The sequence below is a fragment of the Pseudidiomarina sp. CB1 genome (assembly GCF_024752025.1).
GTDB lineage: Bacteria > Pseudomonadota > Gammaproteobacteria > Enterobacterales > Alteromonadaceae > Pseudidiomarina.
This window is the reverse complement of record NZ_JANTPU010000001.1, coordinates 1,697,368-1,717,153: the sequence shown is the minus strand read 5'-3', so window position 1 is coordinate 1,717,153 and position 19,786 is coordinate 1,697,368. Positions and strand designations below refer to the sequence as shown.

The 19,786-nt window shown below is 48.9% G+C and carries 22 protein-coding genes; 16 read left to right on the top strand and 6 right to left on the bottom strand.

What is annotated here, in order from left to right; translation table 11 throughout:
- Position 1 precedes the first annotated feature (1 nt).
- Both NV375_RS08165 and NV375_RS08160 read left to right on the top strand, forming a co-directional pair.
- The gene (locus NV375_RS08165) at positions 2-2,263 is read left to right on the top strand and encodes a cation-translocating P-type ATPase (protein WP_258807667.1); all 2,262 of its coding nucleotides are present in this window, start codon (positions 2-4) and stop codon (positions 2,261-2,263) included.
- A gap of 140 nt (positions 2,264-2,403) precedes the next feature.
- Positions 2,404-3,453 carry an isopenicillin N synthase family oxygenase gene (locus NV375_RS08160; protein ID WP_258807666.1) on the top strand — a complete coding sequence of 350 codons (1,050 nt, stop codon included), beginning with the start codon at positions 2,404-2,406 and terminating at the stop codon, positions 3,451-3,453.
- Positions 3,454-3,460: 7 nt separating this feature from the next.
- Here NV375_RS08160 and NV375_RS08155 read toward each other — a convergent pair whose 3' ends face one another.
- Positions 3,461-4,198 (bottom strand): endonuclease/exonuclease/phosphatase family protein, encoded by a 738-nt coding sequence (locus tag NV375_RS08155; RefSeq protein ID WP_258807665.1) that lies wholly within the window; start codon positions 4,196-4,198, stop codon positions 3,461-3,463.
- Between the two features lie 179 nt (positions 4,199-4,377).
- Here NV375_RS08155 and NV375_RS08150 point away from each other — a divergent pair, with 179 nt between their 5' ends.
- Positions 4,378-5,205, top strand: coding sequence for a MipA/OmpV family protein (locus NV375_RS08150; protein ID WP_258807664.1), 828 nt, complete (start codon positions 4,378-4,380; stop codon positions 5,203-5,205).
- An 8-nt stretch (positions 5,206-5,213) separates the two neighbouring features.
- Here the strand turns inward: NV375_RS08150 and NV375_RS08145 are convergent, their stop codons facing one another.
- A complete protein-coding gene (locus NV375_RS08145) occupies positions 5,214-7,040 on the bottom strand; it encodes an SLC13 family permease (protein ID WP_258807663.1) in 1,827 nt (608 codons plus the stop codon).
- 706 nt (positions 7,041-7,746) lie between these two features.
- Between NV375_RS08145 and NV375_RS08140 the strand changes: the two genes are divergently transcribed.
- The 13 genes from NV375_RS08140 (at position 7,747) to NV375_RS08085 (ending at position 15,879) form a co-directional block, all read left to right on the top strand.
- Positions 7,747-7,989, top strand: coding sequence for an AbiEi antitoxin N-terminal domain-containing protein (locus NV375_RS08140; protein ID WP_241967844.1), 243 nt, complete (start codon positions 7,747-7,749; stop codon positions 7,987-7,989).
- Positions 7,916-8,098, top strand: a complete 183-nt coding sequence (locus tag NV375_RS12640) for a type IV toxin-antitoxin system AbiEi family antitoxin domain-containing protein (protein ID WP_405035608.1) — start codon at positions 7,916-7,918, stop codon at positions 8,096-8,098. The genes NV375_RS08140 and NV375_RS12640 overlap by 74 nt, the downstream gene beginning before the upstream one ends.
- Positions 8,099-8,149: 51 nt before the next feature.
- Complete coding sequence (locus tag NV375_RS08135; protein ID WP_258807662.1) at positions 8,150-8,545, top strand: hypothetical protein; 396 nt, start codon at positions 8,150-8,152, stop codon at positions 8,543-8,545.
- Positions 8,546-8,556: 11 nt separating this feature from the next.
- Positions 8,557-9,183 (top strand): RHS repeat-associated core domain-containing protein, encoded by a 627-nt coding sequence (locus NV375_RS08130; protein ID WP_258807661.1) that lies wholly within the window; start codon positions 8,557-8,559, stop codon positions 9,181-9,183.
- Positions 9,184-9,241: 58 nt separating this feature from the next.
- Positions 9,242-9,586: a hypothetical protein gene (locus tag NV375_RS08125; protein WP_258807660.1), complete on the top strand. Its 345-nt coding sequence runs from the start codon at positions 9,242-9,244 to the stop codon at positions 9,584-9,586.
- A gap of 66 nt (positions 9,587-9,652) precedes the next feature.
- Complete coding sequence (locus NV375_RS08120) at positions 9,653-10,144, top strand: DUF411 domain-containing protein (RefSeq protein ID WP_126772063.1); 492 nt, start codon at positions 9,653-9,655, stop codon at positions 10,142-10,144.
- A 2-nt stretch (positions 10,145-10,146) separates the two neighbouring features.
- Positions 10,147-10,365, top strand: coding sequence for a twin-arginine translocase TatA/TatE family subunit (tatA, locus tag NV375_RS08115; RefSeq protein WP_258807659.1), 219 nt, complete (start codon positions 10,147-10,149; stop codon positions 10,363-10,365).
- Entirely contained in the window at positions 10,355-12,118 is a 1,764-nt protein-coding gene (locus tag NV375_RS08110; protein WP_258807658.1) for a copper resistance system multicopper oxidase, read from the top strand. Before tatA ends, NV375_RS08110 begins: the two co-directional genes overlap by 11 nt.
- A gap of 11 nt (positions 12,119-12,129) precedes the next feature.
- Positions 12,130-12,873 carry a copper resistance protein B gene (locus NV375_RS08105; protein WP_258807657.1) on the top strand — a complete coding sequence of 248 codons (744 nt, stop codon included), beginning with the start codon at positions 12,130-12,132 and terminating at the stop codon, positions 12,871-12,873.
- Between the two features lie 26 nt (positions 12,874-12,899).
- On the top strand, positions 12,900-13,250 hold the full coding sequence (locus tag NV375_RS08100) for a copper resistance CopC family protein (RefSeq protein WP_011234483.1): 351 nt from the start codon (positions 12,900-12,902) through the stop codon (positions 13,248-13,250).
- 14 nt (positions 13,251-13,264) lie between these two features.
- Positions 13,265-14,095: a copper resistance D family protein gene (locus NV375_RS08095; RefSeq protein ID WP_258807654.1), complete on the top strand. Its 831-nt coding sequence runs from the start codon at positions 13,265-13,267 to the stop codon at positions 14,093-14,095.
- 17 nt (positions 14,096-14,112) lie between these two features.
- Positions 14,113-14,547, top strand: coding sequence for a nuclear transport factor 2 family protein (locus NV375_RS08090; protein ID WP_258807653.1), 435 nt, complete (start codon positions 14,113-14,115; stop codon positions 14,545-14,547).
- Positions 14,548-14,568: 21 nt separating this feature from the next.
- Positions 14,569-15,879, top strand: coding sequence for an APC family permease (locus tag NV375_RS08085; protein ID WP_258807652.1), 1,311 nt, complete (start codon positions 14,569-14,571; stop codon positions 15,877-15,879).
- Between the two features lie 26 nt (positions 15,880-15,905).
- Here NV375_RS08085 and NV375_RS08080 read toward each other — a convergent pair whose 3' ends face one another.
- From NV375_RS08080 to NV375_RS08065, 4 genes are all read right to left on the bottom strand, one after another.
- Positions 15,906-16,652 (bottom strand): MauE/DoxX family redox-associated membrane protein, encoded by a 747-nt coding sequence (locus NV375_RS08080; protein ID WP_034732797.1) that lies wholly within the window; start codon positions 16,650-16,652, stop codon positions 15,906-15,908.
- A gap of 329 nt (positions 16,653-16,981) precedes the next feature.
- Positions 16,982-18,271 (bottom strand): ISL3-like element ISPpu12 family transposase, encoded by a 1,290-nt coding sequence (locus NV375_RS08075; protein ID WP_000137810.1) that lies wholly within the window; start codon positions 18,269-18,271, stop codon positions 16,982-16,984.
- A gap of 21 nt (positions 18,272-18,292) precedes the next feature.
- Positions 18,293-18,805 (bottom strand): signal peptidase II, encoded by a 513-nt coding sequence (gene lspA, locus NV375_RS08070; RefSeq protein WP_004726826.1) that lies wholly within the window; start codon positions 18,803-18,805, stop codon positions 18,293-18,295.
- Positions 18,806-18,808: 3 nt separating this feature from the next.
- Positions 18,809-19,705 carry a cation transporter gene (locus NV375_RS08065; RefSeq protein WP_004781121.1) on the bottom strand — a complete coding sequence of 299 codons (897 nt, stop codon included), beginning with the start codon at positions 19,703-19,705 and terminating at the stop codon, positions 18,809-18,811.
- Positions 19,706-19,786: the final 81 nt, after the last annotated feature.

The window sequence follows — 19,786 nt, the reverse complement described above, 5'->3', positions numbered from 1 at the left end:
TGTGCGTAGCTCTCCTGAAACAAAAATTCAGTTGATTGTGCCTGGCATGGGCTCTGACCATTGCGCGGGAATCGTGCGTACGAGTTTGGCGCGGTTACACGGTGTTCAACATATTCAAACGAGCCTTGCCAGCCACCGTGTTTACGTCTCGGTGGACCAAGATGGTCCGAGTATGGAGCTGATCAAGCAAGCCGTTGAACGGGCCGGTTATGATGTCGCGCAAATCACCAATTTAGCAAATGACGACCATTCGCAAGACCATGCAATCGAGGAAGCCTTCTTAAAGCTAGCCGGAAAGCGCCTGCTAATAGCTGGGCTTCCGACGACCGTTATTATGCTTATGATGATGCCACACATGTTCTGGCGCCCCATCGAGGGTTACCTAATGATCGTGGCACTACTGGCATTCCCCGTTGTATTTTTGTTTGGAGGGGCAGCAACGCATAAATCTGCTTGGCGCTCACTGATAAATCGCACATTTAATATGGATGTGTTGATATCTTTGGGTAGTCTTCCACCCTACCTGATTGGGCTATTAGGCTTTTTCTTTGAGATGACATCGTTTATTGAAATGTCTGCGACCATTATGACATTTCATTTGCTGGGTCGGTATTTGGAGGCCCGAGCGAAAGGCCGAGCGTCACAAGCGATTCGGAAACTACTTACGCTAGGCGCTAAAACCGCTCACATCGAGCGCGACGGACAAGAGATTGAAATCCCTGTGAAAGAATTAAAGCTAGGCGATGTTATGGTCATCAGGCCTGGTGATAAAATACCCACAGACGGTGATATTGTTGCGGGCGAGAGTCATCTTGATGAATCTATAGCAACCGGTGAGTCCGTTCCAGTCTATAAATCAAACGGTGATGCGGTCATCGGTGCAACCATCAACAAAGAAGGTCGCCTACGGGTGAAAGTCACCAAAGTGGGTGATGATACTTTTTTGTCGCAAGTGATTAAGTTAGTTGAGCAAGCCCAAGGTTCGCGAGTTCCGATACAGGAGTTTGCAGACCGTATGACCGGACGTTTTGTGCCTCTCGTTATTTTCATCTCATTGTTGAGTTTTGTGATGTGGATGCTTTGGGGGAACCAATTACAACCGCTATTGCATTGGGGAGCCACAATATTACCCTGGGTCCAGCCTGGGGCCGAACACTGGGTAATGGCTACGTTAGCAGCCGTGGCAGTACTGGTGATTGCTTGCCCTTGTGCGCTTGGCTTGGCAACACCTACAGCTTTAATGGTCGGGGCAGGAGTTGGAGCTGAACGTGGCATTCTGATTCGGTCTGGTGAAGCCATACAAACGTGTAAAGATATCAAGGTGATAGTACTTGATAAAACCGGAACTATTACTAAAGGTGAGCCGAAATTAATTGAAGTGGTTACTGCCAACGGCATAACGCCCCAACAATTAATGTTTTGGGCGGCTACTGTAGAGAATGCTTCGGAGCATCCAATTGCCCGTGCCATTGTTGCGGGAGCAGCAGAGCGTGACATTGGATTAGGGGAAGTTACAGAGTTCAACTCAAAGGGAGCACGAGGCGTCGCCGGTAAAGTTGATGAGCTATTCGTCCTGATCGGTAACCGTATGCTATTAGAAGAGTGCGGCGTGACGGGCTTAACTGAGCTAGATGTTGATCTGATGCGGCTGGAAAACAACGGAAGCACAGCAGTCATCGTTGCGGTTGATGGCAAAGCGATTGGGGTACTCGCTGTCGCCGACACGATTAAGCAAGACTCGATGAATGCTATCCGTGCTATGCACCAACGTGGCCTTAAGGTTGTCATGATAACAGGCGACAACCCAAGAGCTGCTCAGGCAGTAGCTGATGAAGTAGGCATTGACGAAGTACATGCAGAGATTTTACCAGCGGGCAAAGTTGACGCCATTCGCGCCCTACAAAACATATACGGGCAGCATGTGGCTATGGTTGGTGATGGCATCAATGATGCACCTGCATTAAAACAAGCAAATGTTGGCATAGCGATTGGCGCCGGTGCTGATGTAGCCATTGAAGCTGCTGACGTAACCCTAGTGCGCGGCGAGCTGTCGGGAGTTGTCGACGCATTGGAACTATCGCAGGCAACGTTTAGCAAAATTGTGCAGAACTTAATTTGGGCCAGCGCATACAACCTAGCGGCGATTCCCCTTGCTGCATTCGGCTTATTGCACCCCATGGTGGGTGTGATTGCGATGACCGCAAGCTCTCTATCAGTGATCGGCAATTCACTATTACTGAAGCGACGCTTTTCGAAAAATTAGGAAGTACGTACTTGCAGTTTTCCTTGTGATCTTATCGATTGCTATAGCATTTCAATCTAACTTAGAAACATTGGTTCGTTCATAAATTGTACGGGGCGGCCTATAGTGAGCGCAGTTACGCTAACGAGGAGCGCTTAATTATGAACGCTGCGACACTACCGATTATTTCTATGGCACAGCTTGATTCTGCCGAAGGTTTGGCACAGTTGCGCCATGCTGCCAGTGAAGTGGGCTTTTTTTACTTGGTCGATCACGGTTTAGGAAGCGATGCGCAGCAAGACTACTTGGCATTGAGCCAACAATTCTTTCAGCTCTCGGCCGCAGAGAAGCAGCAGGTCGATATGATTCATTCGCCACATTTTCGTGGCTACAACGGCGTAGGCAATGAAATGACCGCAGGTCGGCTTGATGCGCGCGAACAGTTCGACTGGATGAATGAGGAGCGAGCGCTTGCGCCAGAACAGCTGCGCGCGCCATGGCAAAAACTTATCGGCCCGAACTTATGGCCTGACGGAATGCCAGCACTTAAACCGGCGTTGCTAACCTTGCAAGATAAACTGAGTGGCATCACCGTCAACTTGCTGCAAAAGCTATGTGAATCGCTGGGCGTCGACCGCAACGCTCTTGATGCCACCATTGGTGAGCAGCCGTACACGCATGCCAAGCTCATTCGCTACCCAGCGCAGCAGTCGACGCAGCAGGGCGTTGGCGCCCACAAAGATCCGGGTTATCTCACCCTAGTTATGCAAGATTCACAAAGTGGTCTCAAGGTGGAGCGAGGTAATGAGTGGGTCGATGTCGAGCCTATTCCAGGGGCATTGGTGGTGAATATCGGCGAACTGTTGGAGCTTGCGTCGAATGGCTTCTTGAAAGCAACAAATCACAAAGTTGAGAGTCCAACGCAAGGCGTTGAACGTTATTCGATTGCGTTCTTTATGGCGGCGCAATTGTCAGCGACCGTACCGGTGCTGTCATTACCGCCTGAGCTAAAGGCACGAGCAACAGGGCCTTCGATAGACCCGAATAATCCGTTGCTCACCGATGTCGGCAACAACGTGTTGAAAGGGCGCTTACGTTCGCACATGCACGTGACTCGCAAACATTATTGCGACGACCCTTTACGGGATTTGCTCGCGAAAAACTTTGCGTACATGCCAACGGCTGATATTTGCGACGAATGTCGCGTTTGAAGGTGCGCTACAACGTAAAGCGTGCATAAAGGGGGTTATGGTCGGACACCTTGCTGGTATCGATCGCTGAGGTTTCTTGCAGGGTAAGGTCGCGATAGAAGATGAAATCGAGCGGGTGTTGCCGATAGGTTTTGATAAGGTGAGGGTCGGCCATAATAGCTTGCTTGAGGCCGACACTTTGACAAAATTGCAGCAAACTTAAGCGGCGTTGACGGCTCCACACGTTAAAATCACCAGCCACAATGAGTGGCCCCTTGTGTTCTAATAAATCTTCTTTAATGAGCTCTATTTCTTGGGAAAATTGGTTAGTACGAACAAAGTTGATCGCGTGGACATTGACGACTAAAAGTGAGCCACCCTCTGCTAACGCATGATAAGAAAGCATATAACTTTTGTGGGTAGCGAACAGACCTTCGCGCTTTCGGCTGAGTCGTGCTTGCGCCTCCCTAAACGCAAACTGGCTTGCCGTGAGTACGCCATAAATAGAGCGACGTGTTTGTATATTCGGCGCAACAGCATAAGACCAATGGGGCAATAGCCAATTGTCTTTAGCTCTCAACTTCGCTTCTTGAAGTAATAAAAATAAACAAGGAAAGTCAGTTAAAACGCGTTCCAGAGTACGCTGAAACTCTGGCGTCTCAGTAAGCTTCTGAGTATTCCAGCACAGCACACCAAACGCTTCACCATGGACAATAGGTTGTTCGTGGATGAACTGCTTAGGGCTCACTATTTTGGGTTTAAGCACACTTCCGCCTTGTTAAAAGTTCGCACTCTTACTACGCCACAACGTCAGACATTAGTTTAGTGTGAAAGATTCAATTCGCGAATTCGGGTGTGCTGTGTGATCTCATCTTAAAATTCGTACGTTCTGCTATCATTGATAAGTAGTCATTACTGACCCACACCTTCTGGAGTGACGCCGACATGAAAACGTATACTGGCTTATTTTTAGCATTGTGCCTAGTTGGGCTCGCCCAACAAGCAGCATTAGCACAGGAAAAAGAAACCGCATTGGTGCCGTTACCGTCGTTGGATGACTTCACGAAGGGTGAGAATGGTTGGGCCTTCGGACTCGGAGGGGGGATTGAATACGAGTCTGCCTACGAAGGTTCAGATGAATTTGGTTTCGAAGTCGATCCTGCTGGCGCAGTGCAATGGCGTAGCGGTGATAATATTTTCTACTTTGCCGGTGAGGCCTTGGGCTGGCGGGGTCTACGCGCTGACAATTGGCTGTTTGAGGCTACTGTTGCCTTTGAAGAGGGCCGCGAAGAAGGTGACTCCGATGAAGGTTACTTGGATGGCCTTGGCGATACCGAAGAAGGCACAGAGATTGTGCTGCAAGCACGTCGCGCCTTCGATGCCGATTGGCGCTATTGGTTAGATGGCCGGGTCATCACTGGTGACAACGGCAACATTGGTATTTTCGGTGTCGGCCGCCGCTTTGGCGAACAAAATGACGGCACCGGCTCTGAACTGGCGCTTGTTGCGGTCTATCACGACAGCGAACGCGCCAACCGAGACTTTGGCATCACCGCCTCACAGGCCGCAGCATCTGGACTCGATGAAACCTATTTGGATAGTGGCCTACGCTCGTTTGGCCTACATTACAACTATCGCCAATACCTCAATGAGAACTGGCTGATTTACGTTGAGGGACTTTATGAGCGTTACAGCAGCGACGTTGAAGAGAGCCCAATCGCGCGCAACAACTATGAAGCGGAGTTAGGCGTCGGGTTTATTTACATTTTCTAGATGGCTCGCTAGAGCGGCCACACGACCAGAAGCAGCGGCATTGAAACGGCGATGACGAGCACTTGAACGGGTAGGCCCAGCTTCCAGTAGTCGCCGAAGCGGAAGCCGCCAGGGCCCAGTATCAAAGTATTATTCTGATGCCCAATCGGTGTTAAAAACGCACAAGAAGCGCCAATGGCAACGGCCATCAGAAATGAATCGGGGTTGACGTTGAGTACGGACGAAATGCTGATGGCGATGGGGCACATGACCGCTGCGGTGGCGGCATTATTCATTAAGTCGGACAAGAACATCGTCACTAACAAAATAGCCAGCAAACCAATGATGGCGTTGCCTTGCGCAACGCTATCGACCAAGAAAGTGGCGATGAGCGCCGCGGTTCCTGTTGATTCCATTGCCCCGGCAACTGGAATTAATGCCCCCAAAAGAACAATGACCGGCCAGTCGACGGCTTCGTAGACTTTTCGTAGCGACACCGTGCCCAATGCCATTGACGCGAGTACACCTAGGGCAAACGACACTGCCGCTGGGAGCCACCCCAATGCGGCGACAGCGATAGCGCCGAGCATGACGGAGCTGGCCTGCCAGATTTTGGCGTTGCTTGGAATGCGGAGATCGCGTTGCGCTAATGGCACACAGCCGTTGTCGGCGGCAAACTCAGCAATTGCCTCCGGTGGACCTTGCATCAGCAGCAAATCACCCGATTGGAAGTTTATTGCTCGCAGCCGCTTCATCGAGCGCTTACCCTCGCGTGAAAAAGCGAGCAAGTTAATGCCATACCGCGTGCGCAAAAGGATGTCTTTGGCGGAGTGTCCAACGAGTCGGGAGCTAGGTTGAACGACTAACTCAAATAGAGCGATCTCGCTTTTTTTGCTTTCTTCGCTGTCGCCATCTTCTTGTTCGGATTTGGTGTGCTCGTTAGCGTCAGTCCCTTCTTCGTCATCTTCGACCGACTCTTCAAGCTTGAGACCCAGAATGGATAAGACATCCTTGAGCGCGTCGGCTTCCGCTTCGAGCATCAATATGTCGCCAGCATGAACGCGACGCCCAGGATTTGCAGCAATGATCTCGACTTCGTGTTGCACAATGCCAATTATTTGTGCATCGATATCTTTAAGTTCAGCCTCGATTTCATGTAACGCTAGGCCGTCAGCTTTGCTGTCGTCTTCGACCCGAACTTCGGTGATGTAAGCACCTGACTCAAAGCCTTCGAGTCCCGATTGTTTGCGTGCAGGCACGAATCGCCAGCCAATGACTGCGATAAAAATCACACCTGCAGCCGCCACGGCAAGGCCAATCGGAGTGAAATCAAACATACCGAAACTACCTAAGCCTGCTTCTTCTCGAAAGCCGGACACAATGATGTTAGGTGGAGTTCCTACCAGCGTGGTCATGCCTCCTAGAATGGTACCGAAGGCGAGCGGCATCAGCACTTGCCCCGCAGTCAGCTCGAGCCGTTGCGAAACATGCACGGCAACGGGCATTAGCAACGCCATAGCGCCGACGTTATTCATAAAGCCCGAGAGCAGGGCACCTAAACCGATCAGGGCGCTAATGCTCACGGTCGCGCCTGCATTCGCTGGCAAAGCGACGCGTGTTAGTGCATCAACCGCGCCTGAATTTTGTAGACCTTGACTCAATATGAGCACACAGGCCACCGTGATGACGGCTGGATGACCAAAGCCGTTGAACGCTGCCGTACCATCGACGAGCCCAGCAATAACACAAGCTAAAAGCGCCGCCAAAGCAACCATGTCGTGCCGCCAGCGACCGAGCAAAAACATCATCACGGTTGCCAGCAGAATGCCGATAATAAGCCACTGATCTAAAGTCATAAGTCTATGACTACCTCGGGTTCATAAGGATATGTCGCACGGCTAGCGCTCGTATATGCATTTAGGTTTCTCTTGGTAATACCTGTAAGTGTACATAAAACTAACGCGCTTTCGCTTCAGTGTATATAACCACACGTTTTTGCGCATAGTGAAATCTTAGTGACGGAGGATTGAACTGATATTGTGGTAAAGGAAGCTGCTCGTGTTTTTGAGACTTAATTTAGCCTAAACGAAGGCAATCGCTACAGGTCAGTAAAAAATGGCGCACCCGACAGGAGTCGAACCTGTGACCTCTGCCTCCGGAGGGCAGTCACGGGTTCGGTGGTAAATCGTTAAAGCTAGGTGTAGCAGGGGCTTAAGCGGTGTTTTGACTTTTTGTTTGGCGTCGAAACCGACTCTTTTTAGACCGTTTAATGACAAAATTGGTCACAGAAAACCGACCCCGAAATTTCAATTTTTGACCTTTGCCTCGCGACAAAAAATTCTGAACCTTCCGAAAAACCTGAGTTTTTAGGTGGAAAAAATTCCACCTTTTTGGCTTGGTTTTAGGCCAGAAGGAACAGGAAATATTTAGTTGGGTGACAATTTATCTAAATCCTCGATAGGCTTTGGGGTTTGAAATTTAATAAAAATTAGCACCATTAGTACTGACATAATTGAAAATATAAACCAACCTGTAGTTTGAAATGATTAACAGGTTGGTACCATGAGTGCGGATATATCATCAAAATTAAACCGGCTGCTGAGCTCCCAACCATTGGGCGTCGTGCTCTGTTCATCTTGGCTTGTTGAAAATGGCTACAGCCTCGACTTGCAGCAACGCTATAAAAAAAGCCAGTGGTTTGAGAGCATCGGGGCGGGTGCATTAATACGCTATGGCGACAAAAGTGAAACGCTTATTTCTTTATCTGGCCGAGAAAGCAAATCACGACTGGGTGCAATATCTTGATTTAAGCAGTGTAAACCTAGGCTCGGGTAAGCGTGCGATAGTAGCCAACGGTGTTTACATCCCGAAATACCAAATCACTGTACCAAAGGAACTGGAGTTAATGGAATGAACGAAGCTTATAAAAGACAGGTAAAGCTGCTACTCGATGTGTTGCCGGAAATTGCGAAAGAAGTTTACTGATGAAATCAAACGGGGCTTGTTATTCGCGCTGATTAGTAGCAATCGACCAACACATGAAATGCTTGCCCTCAACTTACTTGACCAAAGGGCAGCTTTTGAGAACCGGTTTGAAGGCATGAGTAATGTTGTATTTAATTATACTGATTTTGAAGCAACACGAAACAAGCTGATAAAGACGATACGTCGGAGTTTGAACGAGGCGGATAAGCAATTTCTGCTTAGTTTTAACGGCTTAGAACCGGACTGGTCTGTTTATGATTATCATCAATTTCCATCGGTAAAATGGAAGTTGATGAATTTGGCGAAGTTTAAAAGAGAGAGCCCAGAGGTTTATCAACTACAGATGGAAAAGCTTGCCGCCTTGTTAGTGAGTTGAGCATTCTATTTATGACTGCGCTGATTTTTCGGGGGGATTACAGTAGCGGTTATTTTAGTTATGATGCGCTTGGCAACATCATCAGTAAGACCGTAGGGAACGAAAATATCAATTATCACTACAATAGCTCCAATCGATTGGCTAGTGTGTCGGGTGCAGTTTCGCGAACCTTTAGCTATGACAGCCGTGGCAGTGTGACTTCAAATGGAACGCGTAGTTTTAACTATAATCGGACTAACCGTTTAATCAGCTCTGATGGTATCACCTATCAATATGATGGTCATGGTCGACGCGTGTCGAAAACCTCGGGTGGAATTAAGACCTACAGCCTGTATAACCAACAGGGGACGTTACTGGCGACCTACAGGAATGGCAATTACATTGAGTATTACCATTTAGGCTCGCAACTGGTAGCGCGCTATAACGATGCGCCACAGCAGTCGGATGGTCTCGGCTACACAGGTCATTTGGAAGACGATGACCTTGAGCTGACGTATATGCAGGCACGATACTATGATCCAGTTATCGGTCGTTTTTACAGTAACGATCCTATTGGATTCCGCGATGGGCATAGCTTTAACCGCTATACCTACGCGAACAATAATCCTTATAAGTACATTGATCTGCTCCTTATTTGACATTCGTTTAAATGACGTTAAACTAAAATTTATTAACTTGCAAAAAAGCAGGGTGCTCGTGCACATTCGAATTCTGTTAGTAATGGTAGTGTTATTAGTGTCGATGTCGTTTTCGCAAACGGCAGATGCTCACGCATGCCATGATGACGGGCAAATGCAGCACAGCATGGTGCAGAAAGCGGACGCAAGTGATTGTGAGCATGAAGAGCAAAAGCACAATTCGTGCTGTGCTGACATGACCATTCGACATTGCTCCGGTGGCTCAGTTTTGTTTGTCGGACAGTCTCCCTCGTTTAATGCCGCTGCAGTTAATTTCTCTACTAAAGTCGACGCACCCGTTGACACCTTCATTCGTGCTAAACACGCGTCTAATTTATTCCGCCCCCCAATAATTACCGCTTAATAAGTTACTAAAAATTTAGCACACGCTCGGCGTGTTCCTTTAAAACTTATTTGTCGGTGAATAATTATGTCTATCAAACGCAATATCGCTGTTTTAGCGATGCTGTTTTCCGTGCCTGTGTCTGCAACTGGTTCAGAGGAGCGGAAGCTAACCGTTCTAAAAGATCCGAACTGCGGTTGTTGTGAACAGTGGTTACGAGCTTTACCGGATAGCTTTAGTGTGTCTGTACAACATCCGGACAACCTGACTCAACGAAAACGTGATGCCGGTATTAGTGCGGAGGCTCAATCCTGTCACACCGCTATTTCCGATAATGGCTATGTCTTTGAGGGGCACGTTCCTCCTACATTGGTTTCTCATTATTTAGCTGGGAAGAAGTCAGCCAATGGCATTGGCTTAACCGTCCCTGGCATGCCTGTCGGTTCTGTTGGCATGGAGATGGGAACTCGATTTCAGCCTTATACAGTCTATGAAATCAAAAAAGATGGCTCAGTGACACCTTATCAGCAGATAGCAAGTTTAGAGCAGCAGCAAGCACTTTCAAATGGAGGGCTTTAGATATGGGTTTTGGCGGCTTGAGTATGGTTCAGCTAGGAATTTTACTAGTTATTGTCATCCTTCTTTTTGGTAGCAAAAAGCTACGAACCCTGGGCTCCGATCTTGGTAGTGCGATTAAAGGGTTTAAATCATCGGTTTCTGATGAGCCGTCTGGTAAGGAACAGGACGTTCAACGTTATCAAAATTTAACCTCAAAAGAGGAGCGTCATAATGAGCAATGAGTTTAACAAAGGGCGTCGAAAGTTTATTAAATCTGCATTCACTATGGCGTCTGCTTTAGCAATCGCCAAAGTAGCCCCAACTTGGGCTGCTCCTCAGGGACGCAGTTTTAAAGATCAGATCCTGACAAACGATGAGATTGATCTCACCATTGCAAAGTCCCCACTGCTCGTGGGAAATAAAGTAGGAACACCAATAACCATCAATGGCCAAATGCCGGGCCCTTTGATTCGTTTAAAAGAAGGGCAGCGAGCAAAGCTAAATGTGACTAACCGGTTGTCGGAAGACACGTCAATTCACTGGCACGGAATTATATTGCCGGAGAATATGGATGGCGTACCTGGCGTATCTTTCGAAGGGATAAAGCCAGGACGAACGTTCAAATACCGCTACGATGTCGAGCAAAACGGAACTTATTGGTATCACAGCCATTCCGGTTTGCAGGAGCAATTGGGACACCTGGGGCCGTTAGTGATTGAACCGAAAGACGGAGACATTGGTGCTGATCGAGAACATACCATTATTCTCAGCGACTGGACATTCGAAGATCCGGATACCGTGTTTCGTAACTTGAAAGTTGCGGAGGGGTACTATAACTATCAAAAACGTACGATATTTGAGACCTTCGAGGACGTGCGACAGCAAGGGTTAGAGAAAACCTGGAAGCAACGAGAAATGTGGGGGCAAATGCGAATGAGCCCCCGTGATATTGCGGATGTGACGGGCAGTACTTATACCTACCTGATGAATGGCCGCGATTCACAGATGAACTGGTCAGCATTGTTTAAGCCTGGTGAAAAAGTACGCCTTCGTATCATTAACGGTTCAGCAATGAGTTTTTTCGATGTGAGGATCCCTGGGTTGGAAATGACGGTAGTGGCCGCTGACGGGCAACCGGTGAAACCAGTGTCAGTTGACGAGTTCCGCATTGGTGTGGCGGAAACTTACGATGTAATTGTCCAGCCTAAGCAAAACAAGCCTTACACTATTTATGCTGAGAGCTTTGATCGAAGTGGTTATGTCAGAGGTACATTAACGCCCGAACTTGGTCTTGAGGCTGAAGTGCCTGAACTACGGCAAGTTCCTGAGCGAGGCATGGCCGCTATGGGCATGGGAGCGATGGCGATGTCCGGTGATATGAAAGGCAATAGCATGAATATGAAGCATATGGGCGGCAATAACAGCCATATGACGCATAAAATGACACATAAAAAAGAGCTCCCGGTCGAAAACATTAAAATCAAACACCGTGAGTCCGGACATGGCGCCGGGGCGGCTATGATTGCTACAAACCCGGTAAGCCGTTTGCATGAACCCGGGATTGGATTGGAAGACGTTGATCATAGAGTCTTAGTGTATACCGACTTGGTCGGCGCGCATGAATGGCCGGATACGCGGGAGCCCGAACGACAGATAGAGCTGCACTTAACGGGTAATATGGAGCGTTACATGTGGTCTTTTGATGGTCAGAAGTTTACCGAAGTGGATGGCCCGGTTCAGTTTCATCATGGAGAACGACTGAGGTTGGTGATGGTAAACGATACGATGATGGATCACCCCATACACCTACACGGTATGTGGATGGAACTTGAAAACGGACAGTATCCACGCCCACGCAAACATACGATTAGCCTGAAGCCGAGCGAAAAAGTGTCGTTATTGATAACGGCAGACGCGCCGGGTAGTTGGGCGTTCCACTGTCACCTGTTGTATCACATGAAAGCGGGTATGTTCCGTGTGGTCAATGTCGCATAAGGAGGACAATTATGTACGGTAAATCATTATTAGTGGGTGCGGCGTTGTTGCCAGGTTTAGCAGTCGCCGGACATGCGAAAGAGGACTGGCCTGAACCCGTCAAAGAATATTACACCGGGCAAGTACTGTTCGATCGGTTGGAGTTAACGCGAACCAACGAGGAAGAGAACGTTGCCGTTTGGGACATGATGGCTTGGTACGGTGGTGATTATCATCGGTTTGTCTTCAAAAGTGAGGGGGAAAATATTCAAGATGACGGAGAGCCCACTGACTTGGAAAGTGCTGAGTTGTTATACGGCTACCTGATGTCTCCGTTTTGGTCGTTTCAGGCCGGTGTTGGTACGCGAGGCTCCTTATCGTCCGATGCCTCTATGGAAAATTATGCCGTTGTTAGCTTCATGGGGCTGGCTCCGTATTGGTTTGAAATGGACAACTCGTTGATGGTGAACGAAGAAGGCGATGTCCAGTTTGTCAGCGAAACTGAATATGAGTGGCAGTTAACGCAAACATCGTACTTACAGCCTCGCATTGAGTTTACAGCCAATCTGACAGATTCAGACAAATATGAACGGCAAAGTGGCTTGAGCAACTTGCGTGTGGGGTTGCGTTATCGTCACGAAATCAGTCGTGAGTTTGCACCCTACATTGGTGTTTATTGGAACGGCGCGTTAGGCAACACGGCAGATGAAATGAAACGAATGGGTGAGGACACCGCAGAAACAGGCGTGGTCCTTGGGGCCAGAGTTTGGTTTTAATTGATAATAAACAAAGAGGAAACAACATGAAAAACATACTTAAGTTAGCCTTCGGTACCACGTTATTTTTTAGTGCATGGGCCAGCGCTCACGTCGGCCTAACATCCAGTAGCCCGGAGGACGGTGCGACTTTGTCCGAGTCACCAACGGAAATTACGATGAATTTTTCCGGTGATGTTCGTCTGGCTAAAATTATGCTGCACTCAGATGACGGTAAAATGCATCCGCTGGACTTTTCGATGAGCATGACTCCCAAAGCAGCGTACGAAATTGCTGTTAAAAACAATTTGGCGTCAGGTGGTTATACGGTTTATTGGACGGCAATGGGTGGGGACAGTCATAAAATATCGGGTGATTTTAGCTTTGAGGTGAAATGATGACCCTTTGGAGTGTGGCCAGCGTTTTAACGTTGGCCTTTATATTCTGGCTTAACGCGGTGATGACCGCCTCGCCTTATATCGTTTATTTGTCCGGTTTAAAAAAGCAGTCTGAACGAAAGAATAGCCTTGTTGCGTTGCTTCTATTACTGGCAAGCCTTCTGTATTTTTTTCTGAAAGTCGGTAGTTTTGCTGCTGAAGGCTTTGCCGGCATGATTGACACGACCTACATGCAGTTTATATGGACCGGCCCTGTTGGGTTGTTCATGCAACTCCAGGTAACCGTTGCTGTTGTCTGGATTTTTTACTCTGTTGTTAAGGTAACAAGCATACAGTGGATGCTACATGTTGCGGCGGTTGGACTCATGGGATGGAGTTTTTTAAGTATCGGCCACGGTAGTGATGCCGTCTGGTGGGGAAAGCTAGCGCTTTTAACACACTTGTTAGTCGCTTGGGTTTGGTTCGGCAGTCTTAACTCATTGCGAAAGCTGGCAACGTCGGTACCGCTTGCTAAAGCGAAAGCCATTATGGAGCGTTTTGGTGTGCATATGTCTGCAGCGGTTCCAATACTCCTTATTGCGGGCTTGGTTATGTATCGTAGTGCAACAGGGCGATGGATGCCAGAGCTGCCGCTTACGTCGTATGACACGGTACTACTAGCGAAACTTGTGTTTGTGGCGCTGATTCTCCTTGTTGCCGCATTGCATAAATTAAAGTTCGTACCGCAATTAAATGATAACGCGGCCGCCAAGCGACTCAAAAACTCCATAACGGCGGAAATGGTATTGGCTGTCACTATTTTTACCCTGGCCTCTTCGCTAAGCAGCGCGTTTTCCCCTAGTTAATGTAAGGAATAATAAGAATGAAATTATTCATGAGTGTTTTTATGGTTTCGGTGCTGTTTATTTCAGCGTCTAGTAGCGCCGAAAAACTATCTGAACCGACAGTTGTGCTTGATAGGTTTCGAACGGCTTTGACTGAAGGTGACACGGAAGTCGTTAAAGATGTGCTTTCCAATGATGTGTTTATCTTTGAAGGTGGTGGTGTTGAACGATCCTTGGCCGAGTACAGTGCTCATCACCTTAAGTCAGATATTAAGTTTAGCCAGGCGGTTCCTTCACAGTTGCTTGAAAGGACAGTACAAGAAGCCGATGGCCTTGCTGTGATCACTTCTCGGTATAGCGTTTCCGGGGAGTATAACGGGCGTGAGGTTGATTTAACGATGAATGAAACCGTAACCGTATCAAATACGACTGAGTCTGGCTGGAAAATTATCCGGATCCATTGGTCCAACTGAGTTCAATCACAGGAGCTGATTATGGCAGAACACGATCATGAACACGGACATCAGGACTATCAGAAAAGCAGCCTGAGTCTTTGGGGGGCGGTGTCGCTGGGGACTGGTGTGATGATTGGCGCTGGTATTTTTGCACTGACCGGACAAGTTGCTCAGCTGGCAAGAGAGTGGTTTGTCCTGGCGTTTGTGTGCGGCGGTATCATTGCCGGCTTTAGCGCTTACTCTTACGTTAAGTTGGCGAAAGCCTATCCGTCAGCGGGCGGTATTGCGATGTTCCTCAGTAAAGCTTATGGAAAAGGAAGTGTGACGGCGATATTCGCACTCTTGATGTACTTTTCTATGGTGATTAATGAAAGTTTAGTCGCTCGGACATTTGCGTCTTATACCAGCCAGTTAATTTCTTTTGAAGCGCAGTGGCTTATCCCTTTGTTGGCGGTGGGTTTGCTGGTCTTTGCGTTTTTTATCAATATTTTGAGTAATCAGTTTATTCAAACGTTCTCATTTTTTATGGCCTTTGTTAAGACTTTAGGGTTGGTCATTTTAGCGGCTGGTGGTTTGTGGGCCTCAGGCATTCAGTTTGAATCGATATCGGCTATTCCAGAAGAAGCTACGGGTGGCGGTATTTTAGCGGGGATTGCTTTAAGCATACTTGCGTACAAAGGGTTTACAACAATAACCAATAGTGGCGGTGAAATTGTTGAGCCTAAGAGAAATGTCGGGCGTGCCATTATTATTTCGCTGATTATCTGCGCGTTAATATACGTTCTGGTCACTCTGGCGGTTGGCTCGAGCCTGTCCATAGATGAGATTGTGAAAGCGAAAGACTACGCGCTTGCTGAAGCAGCCAGACCCGTCTACGGTGAAACTGGACTCTGGGTGACGGTTGCGTTTGCAATTGTAGCAACGGTATCAGGAGTGATTGCCAGCGCGTTTGCCGTTTCAAGAATGTTAGCCATGTTGACCAATATGGAGCTTGTTCCACACAGTCATTTTGGCATGCCAGGTTCCATTCAGAAGCATACGCTGGTTTACACCATTGTTATGGCTATGATCTTAGCGGCATTCTTCGATTTGAGTCGAATTGCGTCACTGGGCGCTATTTTTTATATCGTGATGGACATTGCGATCCACTGGGGCGTATTACGGCATCTAAGGCAAAAGGTGAATGCCAATATTTACATACTTGTCAGCGCAATCACGCTAGACGTCATCGTTTTAGTCGCTTTTATATGGGTGAAATGGACGAGCGATCCGCTGGTGATTTGGGCGTCTCTTATCGGTATGGCATTGATTGCCGCTGGTGAGATTTTGTTTTTACGTAAAAAGCGTTAAGAAAAAGAGCGCTATGCGCTCTTTTTCTAGTTCATTGTAAAAAACATCCAGACAGCCATAGCGACCATCATGAGGTTTTCAGTGAGCGAAATGAAGCCTAACGGCACATTACTGGAGCCACCGACACAGGCACATTTTAGCTCGCGTTTGTCGACATAAACGGCTTTAAACACCGATATAGAGCCTACGATGCCGATGAATAATGCGACGGGTATGGATATGACATGGGCGAATTCGGCTGCCATTAACAGACCCGCCAAGCCTTCGGCATAGGGATAAATACGGCCATAAGGCACCCATTTTTTGGCGAGAAGATCGTAATTGAGAAACATGGTAGAGAATTTCTCTACGTCCTGGAGTTTGAGCAAGGCCAGAACCACCATAGAGAAACTGATGAACCACTCGATGGTTTGTACGGTAAATACGCGACCAAAAGACAACCACGACGTGGCTACAGAGAGGAGTGCCGTCATAATAAATAATGCAATAACGGGCCGGTAACTGGTTGCGTCAGGGTCAGGAAGAGGCTTTCCAAGAAAGGCTCGAACCTCCTCGTACCCACCGATACGTTTATCACCAATAAACACTTGTGGAGTGGTATCGACGTCGTGCTTTTTCTTGAATTTGTCGGTTTCTTCTCGGCTTTCCAACAGGTTGTCGTCCACATCGTAACCGTTGGCTTTAAGTAAGTGCCTGGTTTTTAAACCAAAAGGGCATTGGTGGTCAGGTGTCGACATTCTGTAAAGCGTGGCTTTTTGAGTTGATTGACTCATAGTGACGTCTCCTTACTTAAAAATGGTACATCTATATACGCATTATAGTCGCTGGAGGATTAGCATCTCTAATTGTGAGATTAAAAATTCATAAAAATTGAAAATATATTTTAAATTTTGAAAAACTGGACAACTTTTTTTGATGGCTTTTTAACCGTTTATAAGAGCTGATTTTTAAAAGAGTTAGGATATTTAAGGGGGGTAAAAGTTGAATATACAAGCTCTACAAGCGCTGCTATTAAAGAGCTTTGTATACAACTTTAGTTTTTTTGGGTATACGGATTTAATGGTTGATGGGGCACCTTCACCCCATCAATCTGATACCACCCTCAGATGGTTGATAGATCGACTCCGTAGTTGAGTTCCTCTGCGAAGTCCGGCAGTCCGTAACCGATGGTTTTCTTGTAGAAAGGAGAGACCTTCGCAGTCGGTGCCTTCTTCTTGTGCTTCGTGGTGTAGAGCATTCGTGCCCGCATCACCTCGAAGGAGTAACCGCGCCCTTCACGGTTCTTGTCCTTGGCCAGTCGGTTGATGGACTCCGTGTAAGCGTTGGTGACGGGCATGTCCGTCTCGAAGTAGGTCATGGTCTCTTCGCGCCAGTTTCCCACTGCCCTGACCAGATCGCTCCAGACTTCCTTTTGGCCCTTCGGGATGGTGGCTATCCACTCGTCCAGGGCGGCTTCTGCCTGGAGCCGTGTGGTGGCGTCCCAGATGCCATAGAAGCGCTCCTTGTGCTCGTAGGCGGCCAGCAGTTGCGGGAACGCGCCTGTCCAGGTCTCCATGATGAGGCGCTCCCGGTCTGAGACTTCGTGAGCGCGTTTCAGCAGGATTTTCCGGTCTCCCTTGAGAGTCCGGCTCTGGGACGGTTTCAGCTCCTTTCTGAGGTCCTTGCGCACTCTCTCTAGGGCATCGTTGGCCATGCGCACCACATGGAACTTATCGACCACGATACGGGCCTGGGGCAGCACAGCCTTGACCGCTGCCCGGTAGGGGTTCCACATGTCCATGCTGACGATCTCGACCTTCTGCCGGTCTTTCAGCTTCATCAGGTAGTTGGTCACCACGTCCTGGCGGCGGGTGGCCAGCAGGTCGAGCAGGGTCCGCTCCTCAATGTTGGTCAGAATGCAGCGGTAGCGCTTGTTCAGGTATAGCTCGTCAATGCCCAGGATGCGGGGCGTCTCGAAGCGGTGCCAGCGCCCCAGCAACTCGGCGCGGGCGTTGAAGATGTCGCGCACCGTCTTCTCGTCCAGGCCGGTCTGTGCCGCCACAAAGGTGTAGGGGTGGTTGAAGGATTCCTTCTCCACGTACTCATGCAGCCGCAGTGTCATACGGAATCCGTCCACCATCTCCGGTAGCTGGGGCCTGAATGTTGTCTTGCAGGCCCGGCAGGTGTATCGGCGGCGGACCACCCAGAGAGTGACCCGCTTGCCGTGGATGGGCAGATCACGATAGGGAACGTCACGCTTGCCGAACCGTACGAACTCACCCTGCACGCCGCATTCCTCGCAGGCGATGGGATCGGGCACGTCCACCTGGAAGTGCATTTCGTCGTCGGTTGATTTGCAGCCCAGTACTTGGTATTGCGGCAGGTGAAGGATGTTGTCGGGAAGTTCGGTCATGGTGTTGTATAGGCGTAGGTGTCAGTCAGATCCATCCGACTCGGCATTGGTGTTTGCTTTTTTACCCAACAAGCTGCTGGAAACTAAAAGTAAGGCACCGAGGACAATTGCAATATCAGCCAGGTTGAAGGCCGGCCAATGCCAGTCTCGCCAATAGAAATCAAAGGAATCCACAACATAGCCGCGAAAGACCCGGTCAATTAGGTTGCCCATGGCGCCACCGAGGATAAGACTGTAAGCGATGGCTTCTCCTTTATGACGATTTTCAAGGATCAGCTTGATCAGAAAAATCGAGACCACTACCGCGATTCCGATAAAAAAGTAGCGCTGCCAGCCTCCACCATTCGCAAAAAGACTGAATGCGGCACCGGTATTCCATACGTGTACCCAGTTAAAGAATGAGGTCACTGAAATAGACTCGCCATATGCCATTGATTGTTGCACCAGCCATTTTATGGCCTGATCAGACGCTGCCAGCAGGCCCGATATGGACAACAGAGCGTACGGTGACAGATGTTTGCCAAAAATGGACATTGCTTAATCCTTGAGCGCCAGAATGCGTCTAGCACCGTTAAGTACAATTACCCCCGCGATGGTGCCGATAATCAGATCCGGATAATTGGACCCGGTCCACGCGACCAGAGCGCCGGCGGTGATGACCCCCAGGTTGATCACCACGTCGTTGGCCGAGAATATCCAGCTTGCCTTCATGTGCGCCCCGCCCTCCCGATGTTTGGATATGAGCAGCAGACAACTGGTATTGGCAATCAATGCGACGAATGCGATAGCCATCATCACCAGCGATTCAGGCTCACTACCGAATACAAAGCGTCTCACCACCTCTATGAGTACGCCCACAGCCAAGATCAGTTGCAGTACACCAGCAAGATGCGCGGCACGTACCTGCATTTTCACGCTATGTCCAACCGCATAAAGGGCAAGCCCGTACACCGCCGCATCGGCAAAATTGTCCAGGGATTCTCCAATCAGGCCGGTGGACCGGGCGATCAGACCGGCAGTCATTTCCACCACGAACAGAAGTGCATTGATGCCGAGCAACCAGCGCAGGGTCCCGGATTCTTGCTTAGCAGAAGCTGCCGAAAACTCGGCGGCCTTGATGGTCTCCGGATTTGCAGCGACGGTTTCCTGAAGCGAGGCGCCTAGCCCCAAGGTCTTCAGTTTCGAGGTGACGGGCTCGACCTCACCGTCATGCACGACCTTCAACCGGCGGTTCGACAAGTCGAAGGACAGTGCCCGAATCCCCTCAACGCCGTTCAGGGCCAGGCGAATCATGCGCTCTTCTGATGGACAGTCCATCTTCGGCACGGCATAAACACTGACCCATTCCCCCGACGCATCGGAGGAGGCCTGCATATCGGTATCCGCCGCAGGCCTTGCATGGTCGCCACAGGGGCCTCCGCAGTTTTTACTCATGATATGACTCCACTTGAATGTGATCGGGTTTTCATTTAAAACTATATAGTAGCTATAATGTCAATAGCGTAGAGAATCCGT